The organism is Scytonema sp. PRP1, assembly GCF_036697665.2.
GTDB classification, from domain to species: domain Bacteria; phylum Cyanobacteriota; class Cyanobacteriia; order Cyanobacteriales; family Nostocaceae; genus Kalymmatonema; species Kalymmatonema gypsitolerans.
Genome location: NZ_JBAHYJ020000113.1, coordinates 23,440 through 38,398, shown reverse-complemented (window position 1 = coordinate 38,398; position 14,959 = coordinate 23,440). Strand labels below are relative to the sequence as shown.

At 43.9% G+C, this 14,959-nt stretch carries 13 protein-coding genes and 2 pseudogenes; 10 read left to right on the top strand and 5 right to left on the bottom strand.

All coding sequences use genetic code 11. The annotated features are described in order from the left end of the window. Positions 1-153: 153 nt before the first annotated feature. The 3 genes from V5G28_RS29670 (at position 154) to V5G28_RS29660 (ending at position 3,696) form a co-directional block, all read left to right on the top strand. A complete protein-coding gene (locus V5G28_RS29670; RefSeq protein ID WP_332986989.1) occupies positions 154-627 on the top strand; it encodes a hypothetical protein in 474 nt (157 codons plus the stop codon). Then, the gene (locus V5G28_RS29665; protein WP_332986988.1) at positions 624-1,790 is read left to right on the top strand and encodes a PrsW family intramembrane metalloprotease; all 1,167 of its coding nucleotides are present in this window, start codon (positions 624-626) and stop codon (positions 1,788-1,790) included. The genes V5G28_RS29670 and V5G28_RS29665 overlap by 4 nt, the downstream gene beginning before the upstream one ends. A 100-nt stretch (positions 1,791-1,890) precedes the next feature. After that, positions 1,891-3,696 (top strand): mechanosensitive ion channel family protein, encoded by a 1,806-nt coding sequence (locus V5G28_RS29660; protein WP_336231473.1) that lies wholly within the window; start codon positions 1,891-1,893, stop codon positions 3,694-3,696. 545 nt (positions 3,697-4,241) lie between these two features. On the opposite strand, the gene V5G28_RS29655 is transcribed toward V5G28_RS29660, so the two are convergent. Continuing rightward, entirely contained in the window at positions 4,242-6,140 is a 1,899-nt protein-coding gene (locus tag V5G28_RS29655) for a M13 family metallopeptidase (RefSeq protein WP_336231472.1), read from the bottom strand. Continuing rightward, the gene (locus V5G28_RS29650; RefSeq protein ID WP_336231471.1) at positions 6,080-6,364 is read right to left on the bottom strand and encodes a hypothetical protein; all 285 of its coding nucleotides are present in this window, start codon (positions 6,362-6,364) and stop codon (positions 6,080-6,082) included. Before V5G28_RS29650 ends, V5G28_RS29655 begins: the two co-directional genes overlap by 61 nt. 1,151 nt (positions 6,365-7,515) lie before the next feature. On the opposite strand from V5G28_RS29650, the gene V5G28_RS29645 reads away from it, so the two are divergent. After that, the gene (locus tag V5G28_RS29645) at positions 7,516-7,932 is read left to right on the top strand and encodes a hypothetical protein (protein ID WP_332986985.1); all 417 of its coding nucleotides are present in this window, start codon (positions 7,516-7,518) and stop codon (positions 7,930-7,932) included. Positions 7,933-8,060: 128 nt separating this feature from the next. Continuing rightward, positions 8,061-8,687: a peptidoglycan-binding domain-containing protein gene (locus V5G28_RS29640; protein WP_332986984.1), complete on the top strand. Its 627-nt coding sequence runs from the start codon at positions 8,061-8,063 to the stop codon at positions 8,685-8,687. Here the strand turns inward: V5G28_RS29640 and V5G28_RS29635 are convergent. After that, positions 8,682-8,804 carry a hypothetical protein gene (locus tag V5G28_RS29635; RefSeq protein WP_332986983.1) on the bottom strand — a complete coding sequence of 41 codons (123 nt, stop codon included), beginning with the start codon at positions 8,802-8,804 and terminating at the stop codon, positions 8,682-8,684. The genes V5G28_RS29640 and V5G28_RS29635 overlap by 6 nt on opposite strands. A 141-nt stretch (positions 8,805-8,945) precedes the next feature. On the opposite strand from V5G28_RS29635, the pseudogene V5G28_RS29630 reads away from it, so the two are divergent. Further along, positions 8,946-9,254 (top strand): annotated as a pseudogene (locus tag V5G28_RS29630) (helix-turn-helix domain-containing protein); the annotation flags it as partial. Positions 9,255-9,496: 242 nt separating this feature from the next. Here V5G28_RS29630 and V5G28_RS29625 read toward each other — a convergent pair. Both V5G28_RS29625 and V5G28_RS29620 read right to left on the bottom strand, forming a co-directional pair. Next, entirely contained in the window at positions 9,497-10,630 is a 1,134-nt protein-coding gene (locus V5G28_RS29625; RefSeq protein WP_336231470.1) for an ISAs1 family transposase, read from the bottom strand. A gap of 212 nt (positions 10,631-10,842) precedes the next feature. Next, a pseudogene (locus V5G28_RS29620) lies at positions 10,843-11,812 on the bottom strand (RNA-guided endonuclease TnpB family protein); the annotation flags it as partial. Between the two features lie 2 nt (positions 11,813-11,814). Here V5G28_RS29620 and fdhD point away from each other — a divergent pair. The 4 genes from fdhD (at position 11,815) to V5G28_RS29600 (ending at position 14,742) form a co-directional block, all read left to right on the top strand. Then, positions 11,815-12,663 carry a formate dehydrogenase accessory sulfurtransferase FdhD gene (gene fdhD / locus V5G28_RS29615; RefSeq protein WP_332986982.1) on the top strand — a complete coding sequence of 283 codons (849 nt, stop codon included), beginning with the start codon at positions 11,815-11,817 and terminating at the stop codon, positions 12,661-12,663. Between the two features lie 5 nt (positions 12,664-12,668). Continuing rightward, positions 12,669-13,217, top strand: coding sequence for a VOC family protein (locus tag V5G28_RS29610; protein ID WP_332986980.1), 549 nt, complete (start codon positions 12,669-12,671; stop codon positions 13,215-13,217). Between the two features lie 236 nt (positions 13,218-13,453). Further along, a complete protein-coding gene (locus tag V5G28_RS29605) occupies positions 13,454-14,317 on the top strand; it encodes a class I SAM-dependent methyltransferase (protein WP_332986979.1) in 864 nt (287 codons plus the stop codon). A 53-nt stretch (positions 14,318-14,370) separates the two neighbouring features. Next, complete coding sequence (locus V5G28_RS29600) at positions 14,371-14,742, top strand: VOC family protein (RefSeq protein WP_332986978.1); 372 nt, start codon at positions 14,371-14,373, stop codon at positions 14,740-14,742. Positions 14,743-14,959: the final 217 nt, after the last annotated feature.

The following is a 14,959-nucleotide window of genomic DNA, read 5'->3' as shown; positions in this document are numbered from 1 at the left end:
ACCCCTGTTTAGCACCGCAAAAAGGAAAATTGTATGTCCCCCCTAAGACACGAAGCCCCTGTACCGGTTGAATATCGACTGTTTGGACTCGATCGTCGGCTCATTTGGCCGACGGTGAGCGTTTATCTTGTGGTGTTTTTATGGTCGGGAGTTATGCCAGCCATTAACGAGGCTGTTCACAACAAGGAGGTTTTAGCAGGGACAGCTTATAATGTCGGCCCTGTAAGTTTTACGCCGACCCAAGGCTGGGTGATAACTCAGACCCCATCCCCTGTCGGGAGTTCATCAAACGCAGTGGTCTTCAAAGATGGCGTCACGTTTAGCGTCAAGAGCGGTGTCTGGAAGGGAACTGCCGAGGAACTCCTCAACCAGATCGTGAAAGACCAGAATGAATTTCTTGTCGAGGGTAAATTAGTTCCCGTTACAACACTGCAAAAAGTTGCCGGAGTAGCTAAGAGAATTAATGGTCCCGACTATACTGGTCTACTGCTCGCATACGTCGATGGCAAGGGTCAGGCAGTCGAAGTGATTGTGAAGGGCCCGGCCGCTACCTCCATACAACTACAGCAACCGATCGCTGACATGATTCAGAGCATCACATTTAAACCAAAGGAGGGCAATTCGTGACTAGCACTTCAAAGAGTGAGGACACAATCCGCAAGGCTGCCATTGATCGTTCAGGCTGGAGCAATTCCGTCCGATTTTTTCAGCCGCACAACCCGGCGTGCTACCTGTATTGGTTGCTCGTACTCAAAGGCACCTACGTCTTCTGCCGATTTTTGTTCGGCAGCGCCATCTATCCCACTGCTCTGTTTATTGCCCTCTCCTCTGAGGCACTATATTGCCTGCCTTGGATCTGGTTTCTCACCCACAAAGATCGCTATGAACGTGAGCCAGCCAAGCTCGCGCTGCTCGGCTTTCTCTGGGGCGGACTAGTAGCGCCCTGGGTTATGGCGATGCCTGGCAATAATGCAATCCTATCGCTATTTGCGAAGCTGACCAGCCTCGACTTTTATAGCCATTGGAGTCCGGTCCTCACCGCACCCATCGTGGAAGAAAGCTCCAAATTCGTCGGGCTGGTCATGCTCGCTTTACTAGCACGCAACCATGTCCGCAACGCCTACGACGGATTTCTGCTTGGTGCGTTTGTGGGTCTTGGCTTTCAGGTCTTTGAAGACGTGTTTTACATTGTGAACGCTCCCGCCGCCAGCTTTGGGTCGCAGCAGGTTGCTGATTCGTTGTCGGTGTTGGTAGGGCGTACATCTGTCGGTTTCTGGAGTCACTCGCTCTTCACGGCGGTTGCCGGTACGGGGTTTGGCTACTTCCTCGAAGCGAAAAATCGCTCATTCGGCCATCGGCTCGCGGTTTTGGTAGGTTTCTTTCTGTTGGCTTGTCTGGCTCATAGCTGTTGGGATGCTGTTGTTGGGTTTATCGGCTTCGGGCTCATCGGCATCGTCATTGGAACGGTTGCGATTTTGCTTGCGTGGCGGTTCTCCGAGCAGCGTCAACGCAAGTTTGTCCGCGTCCTGCTGGCTGACGATGTTGCAAACGGAATCGTGACAGAAGCCGAACTGGCTGCGATTTCCAACCGACCGAAAGATCGGCGAGCTTACCTAAGACAGATCAAGTCCTCATCCGGGCCTGACGCGGCAAAACGCGCTGGGTTCATACTCGATGCGGCAATCGATCTTGCAGCAGCAATTGCATCTACGGACAGTTTCGATAGTCCGGCAGCCAAAGCCGCGCGTGCGGAGATTGCGAGGGTGCGCGGTGCCGCACAGTTAGGCTGAGTACAGTAAATTCCAGCCGAAATGCCGAGGTGATTGAGACTGCCTGATAAAGTAGAGCATGGCTTCAAGATCGAGTTGCTCAATCACTTTAGCAGAGATTATGTTCTTGTTTAATCGCTTCCTCCATTCAATAATTAGGTTTGTGCTAGTCAGCGTGATGACGATCGCAATGGTACTTGGTTGGAGTGCGATCGCCCACAGTCAACTGTCCTCATCACCCACCCCCGCTTCTAACGATCCGTACAAACCGCCTAAAGGCGTCACCCGTCTCGGTGAATATGAAATTGCCAACGTGAATTCACCACTAGACAAAAACCTTTTATTTAAGGTTGTCTCTCCCACTGTTTTTAATCGCGACCAACCGCCAGAGGGAAGTCTTCCTGTGGAAGTACGTGCTGAAGAAATTACGCAACGGCTGATGCGAGCGCTCGATAGAGCCAACAAAGCCAAAGAAACTCCCATAATTTCTGTTGCCACCCTGAATAACCGCCTAATCCTCCAGCTCAATGACGATCAAACGTCCCGTTCTTTAAGGCTGGTGACAGTGACAGAGCCAGATGCTGACTACTATGGGAAAACACTGGAGGAATTGGCCCAAGAGTGGCAAAAAATATTACAAGCAGAAGTGGAACGCATCGAGCGACTCTTCTCACCTAAGGTATTGTCTCAACGGGTTGGGCAGGCACTACAAATCAGCATCGGCTTGGTGTTGGGCAGTGTTGTGTTATGGTTCCTGCGGCGAACTCTAATTCGCAAACAGACGGTATTGCAAGCTCGTTATCAAGAGCATATAGCTGAGGCAAAAGAGGCTGTGGTCAAACGCTCTCAGGCAGAAACATCGGCCAATATTCAGGCAATCGACACCAGCGAATCAGAGGCACACACCATCGCCCATCAGCGATCGCAATTTCTAGAAATCATCCAGCGACAGTTCACTCTCAAGCGCCAACTGGGGATCTATTCTTTTCTCACCTTGCTACTGTTTTGGGCGTTTATTCTCGGATGGTACATCGGCATTCTGGTCATCATGTCTCGCGTCCCCTACCTGATGAGATGGTGGAATGACGCTTTAGCCCGTCCCCTGGCGCTGCTGATTACTTGGTTTTTTATCAGTGTTGTCATTCGTATTGGCAAAAGCTTAATTGACTATATCATCGATGTCTGGACAACCCATCCCTCTCTCCCTTTGAGTGAAACTCAACGGATTACCCTGCGATCTGCAACAGTTTCTGGGGCACTAAAAGGATTAATCACCTTTGTTTTGATTACCTTCGGTATCTTGCGGACTCTAGACATTTTTAATGTACCCACTAGTTCAATTTTGGCAGGGGGTGCTGTCATCGGTATTGCAATTTCCCTTGGTTCCCAAAGTTTGATGAAAGATTTGGTCAATGGCTGCTTAATTTTGATGGAGGATCAATTTGCTGTGGGAGATGTAATTGAGATCGGGAATAAAAGCGGACTGGTGGAAAATCTCAACCTACGCGTGACTCAACTACGCAATGGCGAAGGTAAGTTAATTACCATTCCTAATAGCAATATCACTGATGTCAACAACTTAACCCGCCTTTGGTCACGGGTAGACTTTTCTATTGTGGTGGCCTATGAAAACGACCCGAAGCAGGTTTTAGAGATTCTCAGGCAAGTATCCCAGCAATTGTATAGCGAAGTGGAATGGCGCGATCGCCTGCCAGAATCGCCCGAAGTCCTGGGCATTGATGACCTCTCCCACACGGGTATGCTAGTGCGCGTTTGGATTAAAACGGCACCGATGGAACAATGGAATGTTGGGCGAGAGTTCCGTCTACGAGTGCGCCTAGCCTTTGAAGCAAACAATATCCAGATTGGCAGACCACAATGGATTACTTACAACACAGATTTGGCAAAGTCTCCTTTTCAAAATTAGCCTTTGTGTAAGAAACTTGCAGTGAAAAAAATATCCGATATTAGTTACAGCAGTTTTCATGTATTTGAACCACATCTGTCGTAGGGGCACAGCAATGCTGTGCCCCTACTGCGTATTATAGTCAGTTTAGCGATGTTGGAACAAAAGCAAGGAATGGAAAACCGAAAGTTTTTAGATAGCTTGAAGTATCCCATATTTTGTTATTTACCTCAAGTGCAGATAAATCAGTTAACCTACTTGTCTTAGTCGTGTAAAAAACTTTTTTGAGTTTTAAGTAGAGAAAACAATGACTTTGCAGAACTCAACCTTGGTCTGTAAATGCTCCCGTTTTCTAAGTGAGGAACAGCCGGGTATAGAACTCTTTCAAGGTAATTTATGGCTGTTTTAAATGGTAGGTTTATTTCCGCCGACCTGTACTAGTAGTCTGCCAAAATCTTTTTGCAGGCGCTTGAAAGGGTAAGGGGAAAAAGGTAAAGGCTTTAAACCCTTATCCTTTGCCCTTTTCCCAATCTACACAGGTCAATATTAGTGTGTTGAATTACTACTTACCATATCTTCACGCGGTCTTTTTCATCCAACCACATAGCATCGCCCGGTTTGATGCCAAAGGCCTTGTAAAACCCATCCTCATGCTGAAAAGGAGCAAAGCCACGATAAGAGCCTGGAGGATGGGGATCGGTTGCTGTCACTTGGCGAAGAAAACCTTCATTGGTTTTCATAGCCCATAACTGAGACCAGGCAATAAAGCAACGCTGTTGGGGTGTGTAGCCATCGATCTTTTGATTAGCTTGGGGATTTTCTTTTAAATATTTTTGTAGCGCTTCATAAGCTAGACTGACCCCACCAGCATCAGCCAAATTTTCTCCTACGGTAAGTTTTCCGTTCAATTTCAACCCCGGAAGCACTTCAAAAGCATTAGCCTGTTTCACCAATTTATCGGTCTGGGCTACAAACTTAGCAGCATCTTCATCAGTCCACCAATTCTGGAGACTACCTTGAGCATTGTAAAGTCGCCCTTGACTGTCAAAACCGTGAGTCATTTCATGACCAATTACAGCTCCCATAGAACAAAAATTCACGGCTGCATCGCCCTTACTATCGAAGTATGGTGGTTGTAAAAAAGCCGCAGGGATCTCAATTCCATTTTTACCTGGATCGTAGGCTGCATCGGCTATGATAGGCAATGTGCCTTCTGGGTCGTTGAACTCATCACTGATTACTGGTTTGCCCAACAAGGCCAAATTGCGACGGGAGAGAAATTCTTTGATCCGTATCACGTTGCCAAAATAGTCATCCCGTCGAATATCAATACTGGAGTAATCAATCCATTTCTCTGGATACCCTACTTTGATTACCATACGGTCAAGTTTTTCCAGGGCGGATTTACGGGTAGACTGACTCAGCCAGCGATTCGCTGCCAACCGCGCCCTGAACACAGATTTGATTTGTCCAATCATATCTTCTACCCTTTGCTTAGATTGGGGAGAAAAATATTCTTTGACATAGAGCTGAGATAAAGGATGACCCAATAATTGAGGAATCTGACTGGATATAATTTCAGCACGGGGTGAAAGCTGAATTTTTCCATAGCGACTCTGAGCATAGGCAAGCGCAGGCTCGTTAAATGCGGGAGTCAGATAGGGTATGCTTTGCAGCAATACCACCCAACGGAGATAGGTCTTGATGTCTTCTATCGGGTATTGCTTGAGTATCTGGTTTAGCTCTGCCAATGCCTGAGACTCGACAACAATGACATTTCCCTTGGTCGGTAATCCCAACTTTTGAAAATAGGTCTTGACATCGAAGTTGGATAGCAAAGACTCAAGCTCTGCAAACGACATCCTTTTGTATTTCCGGTTGGGGTCTGTTTTTTCTACAGGGCTGAGTTTTTTACTGGCAAGGCGAGTCTCTATTTCCAGAATCTTCTTAGCTGTGGCGGCTGCTTTTTCAGGAGAATCGCCAGCGATTTTTAAGTTGTCTGTGATGTACTTTAAATAGGCACTGCGGGTAGCAGCCGTGTCTTGATTCAAATATTCTGCTTGATTTAGGAGGAACAGTTTGCGATCGCCCACATAGACACTGTTGATGGTTCTATTCTGGGTATCTGCTCCAATCTCAACCCCAAACATCAGGATATGATCTCCACTGAATATGACTGACAAATCGGCAAGGGTTTCCGTCAAAGTCTGAGGAGAGTTGATAGCCTCAACACGGTCAAACATTGGCTTCAGAGGAGAAACCCCCAAAGCTTTCAGCCGCTTCTCATCCATGCCTGAGCTATAAAAGTTACCAACCTGTTGCAACGGGCTTCCTTTAGATGCCTTAGTGCTTTGAGCAGCTGCTTGTGACACTATTTTTTGCACCTGCTGGGAAACCTGCTTGCCTAAAAAGTCATTATCGGACGCTCGCAGAAGGTCTGGGTAAGTTGCACACCATCGAGCCATTTACCTGCTGCAAATTTCTGGAAATCCTGCTTGGGGTCTACCGTGGTGTCTATTTTACTTACCGAAAAGCCCAGAGGAAACTTAGTATGAGAAACTTGTTCGGCTTTGCTGCTATTGGATTGATTACTGCAAGCGGTAGTGTAGGGTATGGCGGAAATCCCCAAAATTAAAAAGATACTGCTGGTTAACCGAGGAAAGGCAGAAAATTTCTGATTGTTTTTCATGTTTATCGAACAGAATTCAGGAGTCAGGAGTCAGAATTCAGCAATGTTTTTTGACCGAAAAAGCGGATGAATAACCGGCGTTTTTGCACCCCCACCAAATTGAAAATTTGGTGGTCAACAAGAAAGTCGCGGGTCTGAATCCCCGACTGATAGCGAAGCGTTAGCGAGTCATCGATAGCGGAGCGTTAGCGAGTATTCGAGCGTCGCGTCTTGATTCTGACTTCTGAATTCTTCTTCAACTTGGTTAATTGCTTCATTTTCAGTTAGATTTGATTTTGATGTTTTCAGAAAATTATGAAAATCTAATAGCTATTCTCTCATAAAAGTTTAATTCCAAAAATAAAAAAATACAAAATTTTTGTGTATATATGAAATCGAAAAATATCCTTCAAGTCCTTTGTTTGTCGATTGACTTACTCAATGGCTTACAGTCTGTTGGAACTATCTGAAAAAAGTCAGATGTTCGTAAGTAAGTTTCTCACCTTAACTGATGTATATGATGTTTTGAATAAAGTAATTTATCTCTTAACTGATTTAAGTGATATTTCTGTAACTGTAACTAAATTCATGGATATTTTTTGATAGAAAAAATAAAATATACAACGTATATTAAAGCTATATTAAGAAAAGTTTTAGGTTGATCTCCAAATTAAATATCAAAAAATTAATAATAAAACCTTGTAAAACAAGAGTAAAAATATAACTTTCTGACAAGTTTAACGAACTTTGGGGGTTTAAGTCCTAGCCTTTTAAGGGCAGCGCGAATTGAAGCCTAAGCTAAATCTCCGGACGCTCGCAGACTCGCTAATGCTTCTCTACGAGACGCTGCGCGAACGTAGCGGTAGCGAGTCCGCGTACTATGTAAGAGTTGCAAGCTAGGCTTTTAGCGTTTCGTAGAGAGCGTCATTGCGAATTGTGAATTGGTTTAATCATGATGGTGCTTTGGGCTAATTTGCCTGTAAATAGATTAACTGATTTATCTGCACTTGAAGTCAAGAAGAAAACATGGGAAATTTAAATCTGTCTAAAAATTTTAGGGCTTCTGTTCTCTATATTTGTTACAGGATGGGTAAGTTTAACGAGCAAATACGAAAACAAGCTACAAAGGCTAGGTGAAGTTTAATTTGTCAATATTTAGGTGAACAAAAATCATGAACCTTAAAACATTACTTATTACCACTGTTGTATCTTTAGCATCATTTGTTGCGACTTTTCCAGTGAAAGCAAATATTTCTCAGAAAGGAGTGCAAGGAATTAATGATATTTCTGTAACCTCAAATTCTTCTGTTGTAAATCAGTTAAACCAGCCTTATCTCATCGCTAGATCTAATTGGGTGACGCTAGCTGGAGGACGGTCAAAAAGAATTAACCTACGTACAAGACCAACTATCAACTCGGATACTAAGGGCTACGGTTTAGGTGGCGATCGCGTCCAAAACTTACAATGCGTTCAAGACAAAGATAGACGTGGTAGTCAGCTTAACTGGTGTCGAGTGAAATTCCCAAGATCGGGAGCGATTGGTTGGATTCGTAACGACAACATTATTTTCAGCGATGGTGGCGAATAAAATTGCAGTCTACACCATAGACACTGGACGATGGCTTTGAGTGAGTCTATTGCCGTTCAAGAATCGCTTAATTTGTGGTGTGAAAAGTTTGTGAGTTTTTAGTTTTTGAAAGATTAAGGTGTTAATCAATGGAATATATTGCTTATTCATCTATGTTCGTGGCCTACGAAGAGGCAAACGGTCAGGCAAAATCTATCGACTATGAATTTCCCAAGTTTGACTTAGATTGGAAGAAATCTCTGAAATCTTCTGTTTGGTTATCGTTAGCTGGTTTTATGGTATTTTTTACAGCTATTACCCAAGTATCAGCAGCATTAGGCGCTTATGTCAGAACTAACGGCAGTTGTCTTAACGTGCGTGTAAGCCCCTACACTAGTTCTTCAGTTGTAGACTGTATTCCCAACGGTACTAGAATTACCAGCACTGGTAGAGCCAATGGTTTTGTTCGCCTATCCAGAAATAGATATGTAGCTGCAAGATGGGTAGGTGATACGTATAACTCTCGTTCAAACAACCCAACGTCTGGTGGAGTAGGTGGACGCATCACACTCAGTTATGGTTCTAGAGGTTCTGCTGTATCACAAGTACAAAGGCGTTTAGGGATTAATCCTACAGGTTATTACGGAAATACGACTATTGGGCTAGTCCGGCAGTTTCAAGCCAACAATGGTTTGCGTGTCGATGGTATAGTCGGCCCCCAAACTCGCAGTGCTTTATTTGGATCGTATAGCACTGTAGATGAAGGATACTTATAAACCGAGACGGGTGACACCCTTAGGCGGCTGGTGCGGATCTTCAGAGGCTGCGGTGGATAAAGAAGGTATTTGACTGTGGGCGATCGCATTCGAGCCAAGCACTATTGCGATCGTCATTAAACTAATTATTACAAACCTGATTGTTGAACGGAGGAAGCTATTCAATAGGAACATATAGCAATCCTGAATCAGTCGTGAGAAAATACGTAGGAGGGCATAAGTAGCTTGGATGACTAAGGTGAGGGTGCAGTAATGTGGATGCGCTCGCTAGAAGAGTTTATTGAAAAGAGCCAAGATAAACGTGAAGTTCAACGAGCGCTCGCAGTCAAGATGCTGCTGTGTGGATACAAGCATGAAGAGATAATGCCGATACTGGGAGTTTCATCGGGTTTTATAAGTAAGTGGAAAAAAGCATTTTTTCAAAGTGGAGTAGAAGGTTTAAAACTCGCTCATCAAGGAAGTGTTGGGCTATTAAGCTCAGAGCAACGTTCGTCTGTAATAGAGTGGCTGTTAACCAAAGATAGATGGACTTTGAACGAGCTAGAGTATGAGATCAGCCACAAATACCAGGGGAAACGCACCTTATTTCCTAATAAAAACAAATAAGGATTTCAAAACTATTTATATAAATGCAAAACTTGACAAAAGATAAACAGAACAAATTGTTTCTTCTGCTAACACGTAAATTAGCTTATCTCTAATGAAAGAACTCTTGTCTAAGGATAAAATAGCCAACTATTCAGCCATGAATAAGTAAGCTTCTTCCTGAAAACAAGCAACAATCTTAACTAAATTATTGACAAGCTAGTTTAAGCTAAAGATAAAACTCTTTCTAAATATTTATTGTCCATTGCTGCCAGAAACTGTTTATTTTTAACTCCCCGTTTCACACGCTTCTCTTTACCTAAAAGATTTACTGCTATTTGCCGCATTACTGCAAAATTTTGTGGAGCATTATCTTTTCTAATCCGACAGTCATCTTCTTTTAAAGCTACATCCAATACCCAATGTAATGAATTTTCTATTCCCCAGTGGCTCCGAACAGAATTAGCAAATTCTTTAGCATTATCTGCAAGACTACTAATAAAATAACGAGTCTCCACTGTTGTTTTACCATCTACTTGCCGGACGGATTCTACCATCCCAATACTATTAAAGTTTGACCAAACTAAATCAGGGTCAAGCCGAGATTGAATTCCTGATAACATCGCGTAGTGGCGAATTTCATGACGACCATGCCCATGTTCTTCTGTTTTGTATGTGCTATGTTGAAAATCTTGAAAACCCTTGCTTATCTCTGCTTTAAATAGTTGCTCTACTTCATCGTACAGATTACCTTGATTCTTTTTGAGAGTAATTACGTAATCTGCGTTTTGTTGGCTAATTAACTTCACAATCTCCTTCTGGCAACCGATTGCATCAATTGTCACTATACAACCAGATAGTTCTAATACTTTTATTAATTCGGGCATTGCTGTAATTTCATTTGATTTCTCATCCACCTTTACCTGCCCTAACACTAACTTATTTGTAGTTGCCCACGCACTTACCATTTGTATTGCACTTTGGTTACTGCTTCTATCATGGGAGCCACATAAAGTTTTGCCGTCAATTGCTACTACTTCACCATCCGTCTTGATCTCGATTGACTTTATCCAATTTAAGAAACATGACTGAAATTGCTGCGAATCAACCAGTGCAAATACTCGTGCAAATGTATCATGCGACGGAATGCCATTTGGTAGCTCTAAAAACGTTTTCAACCACTCATATTTTGTGCAGCCATACAGTTCAATTGCCACCCAACTGTCTGCTCCACATATCACTGCACATAAAGCAATTGTGAGAATGTCAATTAAATTGTGTCGCTTCGTGCGGTCTATTCTTGGGTCTTCCATCAGGGCAAAGTGGTCAGCAATCGTAATTTTGGGCTTGAGCTTCACGCTTTTTTAGGGTCTTTCTTCTACTTCTAGAATGACTTTATCATCAAAGCCTCATTGCTCAACCTCCATCCCATCAGCGATCTCTACCTTTCCTGACTCTTTAGTATGCGTGTACTATATTTCGATGCGTTTGCCCTGGGCAGGACAGCCGATCCCACAAGGGGTATCTCAAATTCAGATATGCAAGGTGAACTACCCAGCCTTGGCTATGCCTACGGCACGCCTGTTCGGTTTTGCCGTGTCGAAGACATAGGCTGGGCTTCTGTACTCAATGGCGAGTGCCTCAGATTAGACTTTCGTCCAAGCTTTGGTCTTACCTCCCCTCCTACAGCTCCAGACGACTGAACCTTCCGCCTTTAGCCATCTCATTCCCTCTGCTCTAATATTTATTGCAGCGTTCCCATCTCGATCATGGCGAGTACCGCAGTGAGGGCAAGTCCATTCCCTCACATCTAATGTAATCTCATCCATCTGATAGAAACAATTACAGCAAAGCTTGGAACTAGGAAACCATCTATCAATCTCAACCAACTTTGCACCTTTGCGTTCTAGCTTATAAGCTAAGAAGTTAGTGAATGTTCCCCAGCCAACATCAGATAAAGATTCGCGCAAGTTGTGAGCCACTGCGTTGCGGGGGTTCCCCCCGTTGTAGCAAGTGGCGAACCCGTAAGGGTGATTACGAAGCATGCCTAGAAGATGAAGATTCTCTACTATGACAGCTTGGCTATCGCTGACCAACTTGTAACTAAGTTTATGTAGAAAATCTTGCCGCGAATTGCTAACTCGTTCGTACACTTTGGCAACAACTTTTCTATACTTATATCGTGAATTACTCCCCTTTTGTTTACGCGCTAACTTCTTCTGTTTGCGTTTTAGATTCTTTTCGTGTTTGGCAAGATGTTTAGGATTGTCGTATTTAGAAACTTTCTCGCCGTCTGTGACAACGGCAAAGTGTTTTAACCCTAAGTCAATGCCGTAAATCTTACCTTCTGTCGTAGAGGGATTTTCACCCTCAATCTCAGTCAGTATAGATGCAAAATATTTCCCTGACGGAGCAAGACTCACGGTAACAGTCTTAATTTTTCCCTCAATCTGTCTATGGATTTTGGCTTTGATCGCTCCAATATTGCCCGGAAGTTTGACATTACCATCTACAACTTTGACGTTTTGAGGATACATTAGCTATGAATAGGCGAACTGGCAGTAAAACCAAAACCACGACCTGGGTGGTGGAAAATGGTAAAATCCGTTCTCGGCAAGACCAATTGACGACCGAGGAACCGTTGGAAATTCGCCTTGCCTCTCCCCAAAAGACAATAGCAGTTACTATGCGTACACCAGGAGCAGATTTTGAACTGACTGCTGGTTTTCTTTACTGTGAGGGAGTTATTAGCTGTCGGGAAGATATCCAACGCATGAGTTACTGCGTGGATAAGTCGGTGGAAGGTGAGCAACGCTACAACATTGTAAATGTTACCCTTCGCGAGGGATTGAATCCAGATTTACAGCCATTGGAAAGACACTTTTATACCAGTAGTGCCTGTGGAGTTTGTGGTAAGGCGAGTCTTGAAGCTTTGCGTTTCCGGGGTTGTCCGGCTATTGTTTCAGAACTTATCGTGACTGCTGAGATGATTTATACCTTACCAGATAAGCTTCGGGCGGATCAAGGTGTGTTTCATGCTACAGGGGGTTTGCATGCAGCGGCTTTGTTTGACAGCCAAGGACACCTACTGAACTTACACGAGGATGTAGGGCGTCACAATGCTTTAGATAAATTGATAGGTTCAGCTTTGCTGAGTGAGCAGTTACCGTTAAGTAATTATATAGTCATGGTGAGTGGGCGCTCAAGCTTTGAAATTTTGCAAAAGTGTACAACGGCGGGTGTTCCCATTGTCTGTTCTGTTTCTGCGCCTAGCAGTTTGGCAGTGTCTGTAGCCAAGGAATTTGGGATTACCTTAATTGGATTTTTGCGAGGGGAACGGTTCAATGTCTACACTGGTTTAGAAAGAATAAGCTTTTTTGAAAACAGGTGATAGCAATGAATGAGTTTCAACTGCAAGGAATAAATCATATTGCCTTGGTGTGTAAGGACATGGCACGTACTGTGGACTTTTACACCAACACGCTAGGTCTGAAGTTAATCAAAACGATCGCCCTACCGGATGGTGGACAGCACTTTTTCTTTGATATTGGCAATGGAGAAGCGATCGCTTTTTTCTGGTTTCCACAAGCACCACAAGCCGCTCCTGGCATAGCGTCTGTTAGACCGGATGCCTGGCAAACTGGTAATATAACTACAGCACACGGCTCATTAAACCATTTGGCATTTAATGTTTCATTTGAAAAACTTCAGGAGTATCGAGAAAAACTCATCGCCAAAGGCATCGAAGTGACACCTGTTTTACACCATGCAGATGTTGCCGATGGTTATGTTCCAGAAGTTGACGAAAGTACTTTTATTTCCTCTGTTTATTTCTTCGACCCTGATGGTATTCTGCTAGAGTTTGCAGCAAATTTACGGGAGTTGGGTGATCCAGACAGAGATATTCAACATCAACCGGCAACAGCAGTTAGCACAACAAACTAGTACCGTGCCACTATGGCACTGCGTCCGCATCCCCCCTTTGTACCCGCCACCTGCTGGTGGGTACAATGACACTGCTATCAACATGATGTATGCTCCAGTCCGATTGGAATGCAGATTTAGTGGACGTTTCTAACAAAATGCTACGCTAATACCCGTACCTTGGCTCAACAGTTATCAGTTATCAGTGATAACTGTTCACTGTTTTGAGTCTGCCGCTGAACACACCCTAGTTACTCATGCCTCAACCAAAGTTAATTGATATTCCTAAACCGACGCGCTACCAAAATGCTGCGCTCAATTACTATCTGGAACTTTCAAATTCACCTTATCTCCATTATGGCTATTGGGAGCCAGTACCTGCTTCTGGCGAGGAGCTGACTATTGCGCAGCTACGCACCGCTCAGGAAGCTTATGCAGCCAAACTTGTAAGTTTCATCCCAGAGGGAACAAAAACCGTGCTTGATGTCGGCTGTGGCATTGGTGGCAATGCTGCTTACCTGCAAAAGCGTGGCTTCACTGTTGAGGGGCTTGCACCCGATCCATTTCAGCAAGAGATGTTTGTGAAGCGAACCAACGGTCAAGCACCGTTCCACTTAACGAGATTTGAAGATTTCCAGGGAACCCACTGTTACGACCTCATCCTCTTCAGCGAAAGTAGCCAGTATATGGCTGCTGATGACATTGCTCAAGGTGCCGCTCGTCTGCTTAACCGTGGTGGCTACCTGCTGCTTGCCGATATGCTCCGCGTTGATGCCAAATACCATGAGGGTATCTTTTCCAATTGTCATGTCAGCAGTGTTCTTCACGATGCGTTGGTGCAGGCTGGGTTCAATTTAGTTAAAACTGAGGATATCTCAGCCCAGATTGCGCCAACGATTGACTTGGGTATTGGAACCTTCCGCACTTTTGGGCTAAGTACTATCAAGTATATTGCCGATCTTGTGGCGATCGCTGTCCCACCGTTGCATGCAATCGGACGCTGGATGTTTAACCGCTGGCTTAAAAAGGTGATTGTTGAGGGGTTAGAAGCACGCACAATTTTTGACCAGCATCTGTGTTACGAAATCCAACTCTGGCAGCTGTCAGAAAAAGATAAATAACTTGATTTTGATGGTTATGATTTGAGAGCGTTAATTCATAGTTCATCGTTCAGATGACTTTTCAATTTACTGAAGCTATCGTTACCCTGGCAACTTTTCATCTTGAAACCTTAGTTGGTTTCTATACTCATTTTCTAAGTATAGAGCCAACGACTTGTATCCCAAACGTTTATGCTGAGTTTCAATTGGTTAGTTTGAAATTAGGTATTTTTAAACCAAAACAGACAGACTTTTCTGAATTTGAACACTCGGCTAAAAGTAAAATGAGTTTGTGTTTAGAGGTCAGTGATTTAGAAAGTGCGATCGCTCATCTGACCGCATTAGGCTATCCGCCACCAGGAGCAATTACCACTGCTTCCCACGGTAGGGAAATATATGCTTATGACCCAGATGGTAATCGGATAATTCTACATCAGTCAAAGTAGGGTGTTTGTTTGCGCTACTATATGGCTAAACTTCTACAATAAGCTTCTTACCAAAATCAAGAAGAATGAAAATGAAACCACAGATGCACACACATGCACACAGATGATTTATCTGTGTTAATCTGTGTGCATCTGTGGTTTTAAATATTTCTATATGACTTTTGCAAGAAATCGAATGACAAAAGGGGCGCTGTAACCTACTCATGACCAATGCTGG